We start from the raw sequence: 4,939 nt of genomic DNA, 5'->3' as shown, positions 1-4,939 counted from the left end.
CCCCGCTTCGTGGCGTGGCTCGAAGCGCAAACCGGCGGCACGCTCGCGCCGGTGCCGCCGCCGGAGCTGCCATTGCCGACCTGGACCCTGGGGTTGGCGGCCGCCGGATTGGGCCTCGCTGCGGTRCTGGCCTGCCGGGGCAGCGGTCGACGGCGCAAGCCATAAGGCGCACGACGCCCCCGATCGCCAGGCCTTCGCAAACCGTGACAGCGCTTCGCCGTCGCGTCGGCCGGGCCGCGCTCGCCGCGACATCCTGGAAGCCCCGAAAGGCGACCCATGATGACAGTGAACGAACCAGCGAAGCGATGCCCCCTTCCTGCATGGAAGGCCGCGCGATGAGCACGATCGGCAAGCGTCCGAGCCTCGAGCGGATCCTGAGCCGGCTCGACTCCGGTGCGATCGGGCGGGCGCTGTCGCCGGAGCGCACCACTGGCGGTGGCCGGCAATCGCCCTTCACACCACCCACGCCCGAATCGCCGCTGAAACGCCGCAATGCGCTGCGGGTGGCCGGCGGCATGGCCGGACGGGTCGGGCTGGCGGCGTTCCGGGGGGTGCTCGGTGCCGCGAGGGACCTGCAAGCGGCGCGGCCCGACCCCACGCCGATGGCCATGCCGATGCAGATGCCGCAAGCACAGCCGTGGGGCAACCCCCGTCCGGCGGTGGCGTCGCGGCCACCGCTGCCGCCGAAGCCGCCGGAGCTGTGGCCGACACCGTTGGAGGCCCACCAGAACCCGCGCCCGGCGGTGCCCCCGAGACCGCCGAAGCCACCCGAGCTGCAGCAGGCGCCGTTGCAGATGCCGGCGATGCCCTCCATGCCGAATCCATGGAGCAGCCCCGCGGCCCGGTGGCAGCAGCCCACGCCGCAGGGCTTCCCGCAACGCCCCGGCCCCGCGCTGGGGCAGCAGGTCGATGCGTATCCGATCCAGACGAAGGTGCCGCAGGGGCAGCAGAAACTGTTCCGCAAGGAGCAGCGCGAGGCCACCAACGTCCCGACGCTCGCCCGGCACATCGGCCGCCTCTACAAGCAGTTGAACCTGAAGGTCACCGGCGACACCCTGCCGGCGTTCACGAATGCCCAGGTGCTCGAGCCGCCGAAGAAGCTGGGCTCGGGCGCCTTCAACACCGTCTTCCAGGTCAAGCTGAAGAATCCCGACGGCACGGCGTTCAACGGCGTCTTCAAGCCGCTCGGGGGCATCGAGAAAGGCTGGGTCGCCGCGGCGACCGGCATCCCGCGGGACGATCCGCAGATCGCGATGCGCAACATCGCGACGGTCGATGTCGCGAAGAAGCTCGGCTTCGACGTGGTCCCGAGCACCCGGATGGCGGTGATCGACACCGGGCGCGGCGCCGTCGACCCCGACCTCGGCCTGGTCATGGATCTCGCGACTGGCAAGCCGGCCGCGGAGATCGAGGCGAGCACGCTGGCACGCGGGGTCGTGGCGGCCGAGGTCACCAAGCTGCAGCTGCTCGACCACATCACCGGGCAAGGCGATCGCCATGCCAACAACTACTTCATCGACTTCAGTCCCAAGCCCGAGCCGCACGGCACCGCCAAGGTCATGGGCATCGACAACGACCAGTGCTTCGGCAAGAACCTGACGGACCCGGCCGGCATCCAGTGGGTGGACAACGACAGCATGCGCCACGGCTTCCGCGGCACCGCGCTGCCGCCGGTGGTCGACACCGAGATGGCACGCGCGATCAACTCGCTCACGTCGCGCGACATCCGTGCGATGCTGGGCAACAAGCTGAGCGAGCCCGAGATCCAGGCAGCGATCGCGCGCCATGAGGGCGTCAAGGACCACATCGCGAAGCTGCGCACAGAAGGCAACATCATCCACCCGGACGATTGGGAGCAACCCGGCGTGCAGGCCCTGCTGACCGCCGAGAACAGCTACATCGGACGCGAGCGCCACCATGCCAACCACAACTGGTGAGATCTTCCCCATGAATGCATCCGAGTCCGCCCAGGCGCTGTTCGAAGCTGAGAGCCTGCCGTTTCCGCCGATGCCGGCCGCGCTGGCCGCGGCGCTGAAACCGCAGGCCGCGGGCTGGTTCGCCACGCGGGCGGTGGCCTCGTCGCCGTACGACATCGATCACTTCCTGGCCGAGGTCGAGGCCCGGCCTGGTCCCGAGGACTACGCGCTGGTCGGCTTCGACGGCCACGGCAGCAACAGCTGGGCGGCGCACTTCTACCTGGTCGCCGACGGCATCGCGCTCTTCATCCAGCTGCCCTGGGGCGGCGCCTACGTGGACCCCGTGCCGGCCCGCGCGGAGATCGCGGCCTTGTTCGACTGGGCCGAGGCCTTGCAGTCGCGGCTGCGGGCGGCCCAGGCGGCCGGCAGGATCCCGCAGGGCCTGCGGCTGCAGGTTGCCGCGAGCCGCTTCGGCCGCGCCGGCTGGCGCTGGCTCGATGCCGCGAAGGAGGCAGCGGCGACGCCGTGGAATCCATCGGCAGGCATGAAGGCGGCGCTGTTGAAGGAACTCGACGACGTGATCGCGGGCCGCAAGCTGCTGAACGCATGACGGCCTGATCCTGCGGGCGCGCCGAGAGGCCATACTGTCGGCCTCGTYCAACCCTGCAGGAGCCGCGACATGGTCAGCAAGAACACCATTTGCCTCTGGTACGACGGCACGGCGCTCGACGCCGCCACCTTCTACGCAGCGACGTTCCCGGACAGCAAGGTCGGTGCGGTGCACCGCGCGCCGGGCGATTACCCTGACGGCAAGCAGGGCAATGTGCTGACGGTCGAGTTCACCGTGGCCGGGGTGCCGTGCATCGGGTTGAACGGCGGCCCGGCCTTCAAGCACAGCGAGGCGTTCTCGTTCCAGATCGCGACCGATGACCAGGCCGAGACCGACCGCCTGTGGAACGCGATCGTCGGCAACGGCGGCGAGGAAAGCCAGTGCGGCTGGTGCAAGGACCGCTGGGGCCTGTCGTGGCAGATCACGCCGCGCGCCCTCACCGACGCCTTCACCGACCCCGATCGCGCGGCGGCCGGGCGCGCCTTCGAAGCGATGATGCGCATGAAGAAGATCGACATCGCGACGATCGAGAAGGCGCGGCGCGGTTGAGTCCAGCGGTGCATTCCGATGGAGTGCGCCGCCTTGCACGACAGGGTGCGCCCCGTTAGTATCTACATGTGTATATATTTTCGGAGACACCCTCATGAGAAACGATGCGGCGAAGACGGCCAGGATCTTCATGAACGGCGGCAGCCAAGCCGTTCGACTGCCGGCGGAGTTTCGCTTCGATGTGCCGGAGGTGTATGTCCGACGCGACCCCCGGACCGGTGACGTGGTCTTGTCCAGCCGACCTGCCAAGAGCTGGGCAGACTTCTTCGAGCTGCGAGACAAGGACCCGTCAGTCGTTCCGGATGACTTCCTTGCCGATCGATCCGCCGTACCGCAGGAGCGCGATCCGTTCTCCGACTGGAAGGAGTGATGGATGCTCTATCTGCTGGACACGAACATCTGCAGCGCGGTGATCAAGAGGCACTCCGACGCTGACAGCAAATTGGCAGCCCTCGACCCGGCAGATGTCTGCATCTCTGCCGTCACCTACTCCGAACTGCGCTTCGGAGTCGCCTTGGTGGCCCCGRCCCGCCGTCTTGAAGCGCTGGTCGACGAATTCCTGGCGTGCGTGCGCTGCGAGCCGTGGGACCAGCTTGCGGCAGACCGCCACGGAGCCCTGCGTGCCCACCTGCGCCTGACCGGTCGCCCGATCGGCCAGTTCGACGAAATGATCGCGGCGCATGCGCTGGCGCTGCAGGCGGTGGTGGTGACGAACAACGAGAAGCACTTCCGACAGGTGCCGGGGCTGAAAGTCGTCAACTGGATTCAGCGCTGACCTTCGCATGTCGCCAGGAGCCGCTCTCCCATGCTGATCCTGCTGGTCGAGGACGACCAGCCCCTCGCCGCGTCGATCGCCGGCGTGCTGGGCGCGCAAGGCTGGCGGGTCGACACCAGCCCGCGCGGCGAGCCGGTGCCGGCCTCGCTGCTGCGTGACGACTATGACGCGCTGATCCTCGACATCGGCCTGCCCGGCATCGACGGCATCGAGACGCTGCGCCGCGTGCGTGCGCAGGGCTCGAAGCTGCCGGTGCTGATGCTGACGGCGCGCGACACCGTGGCGGAGCGCGTGCACGGCCTCGAGGTCGGTGCCGACGACTACCTCGTCAAGCCGTTCGCGCCGGTCGAGCTGGTGGCGCGGCTGCGCGCCCTCGCCCGCCGCCACGAGAACCGGCAGGCCGAAGTGCTGGTGGTCGGCCGGCTGCGCTTCGACCCGCGCGAGCTGCGGGCGTGGCTGGGCGACGAGCCGGTGAAGCTCTCGCGCCGCGAGTGCGACGTGCTGCAGTACCTGATGCTGAAGGCCGGGCGCGTGGTGCCACGCGAGCAGCTGGTCGCGCTGGTGCCGGGCTGGAGCGGTGCCACCTCGGACAACGCGCTGGACCTGCTGGTGTCGCGCCTGCGCACGAAGATCGAACCGGCCGGCGTGCGCCTGCGCACCGTGCGCGGGCTGGGCTACCTGCTCGACACCGGAGATGAACCATGACGGCCTCCACCGCTCCCGCCCACAGCCTGCGGCGCACGCTGCTCATGTGGCTGATCCTGCCGCTGGTGGCGCTCGTGCCGCTGGCCGCGGCGCTGGTCTACGCGCTCGCCGTGCGCCCCGCGCTCGACGGGCTGGACCGCGCACTGACCGACACCGCGGTCGCGCTGACCAACATCCTCGAGATGCACGACGGGCAGGCCACGCTGCCGCTGAGCACCCAGACCTTGCGTGCACTGCGCGCCGACCTGGTCGACGACGTGGCCTTCGTCGTCAGCGACCCCCAGGGCCGGCCGCTCGGCGGCGAGGCCGCGCTGCTCGCGCACGCCCCGGCGCTGCGCGCCGGCGAGTGGCGCTTCTTCGACGACACGCTGCGCGGCCGGCCGA

The 4,939-nt window shown here is 69.8% G+C and carries 7 protein-coding genes; all 7 read left to right on the top strand.

Annotated elements, in window-relative coordinates:
• The first annotated feature begins 305 nt into the window (after positions 1-305).
• Positions 306-1,937, top strand: coding sequence for a protein kinase family protein (locus AC1D12_RS24660; RefSeq protein WP_477843468.1), 1,632 nt, complete (start codon positions 306-308; stop codon positions 1,935-1,937).
• 10 nt (positions 1,938-1,947) lie between these two features.
• Positions 1,948-2,526 (top strand): hypothetical protein, encoded by a 579-nt coding sequence (locus AC1D12_RS24655; protein ID WP_477825946.1) that lies wholly within the window; start codon positions 1,948-1,950, stop codon positions 2,524-2,526.
• 69 nt (positions 2,527-2,595) lie between these two features.
• Positions 2,596-3,075, top strand: a complete 480-nt coding sequence (locus AC1D12_RS24650; RefSeq protein ID WP_047593315.1) for a VOC family protein — start codon at positions 2,596-2,598, stop codon at positions 3,073-3,075.
• 94 nt (positions 3,076-3,169) lie between these two features.
• Positions 3,170-3,445 (top strand): antitoxin, encoded by a 276-nt coding sequence (locus AC1D12_RS24645; RefSeq protein ID WP_477825945.1) that lies wholly within the window; start codon positions 3,170-3,172, stop codon positions 3,443-3,445.
• 3 nt (positions 3,446-3,448) lie between these two features.
• Positions 3,449-3,850, top strand: coding sequence for a type II toxin-antitoxin system VapC family toxin (locus AC1D12_RS24640; protein WP_477843466.1), 402 nt, complete (start codon positions 3,449-3,451; stop codon positions 3,848-3,850).
• A gap of 30 nt (positions 3,851-3,880) precedes the next feature.
• A complete protein-coding gene (locus tag AC1D12_RS24635) occupies positions 3,881-4,555 on the top strand; it encodes a response regulator transcription factor (RefSeq protein WP_047509476.1) in 675 nt (224 codons plus the stop codon).
• Positions 4,552-4,939: sensor histidine kinase N-terminal domain-containing protein (locus AC1D12_RS24630; RefSeq protein ID WP_477843464.1), on the top strand; the 388-nt coding region annotated here is incomplete at its 3' end. The genes AC1D12_RS24635 and AC1D12_RS24630, both read left to right, overlap by 4 nt.

It is taken from the genome of Rhizobacter sp. P1_G5, assembly GCF_056405435.1.
This window is presented reverse-complemented; position numbering and strand designations above follow the sequence as displayed.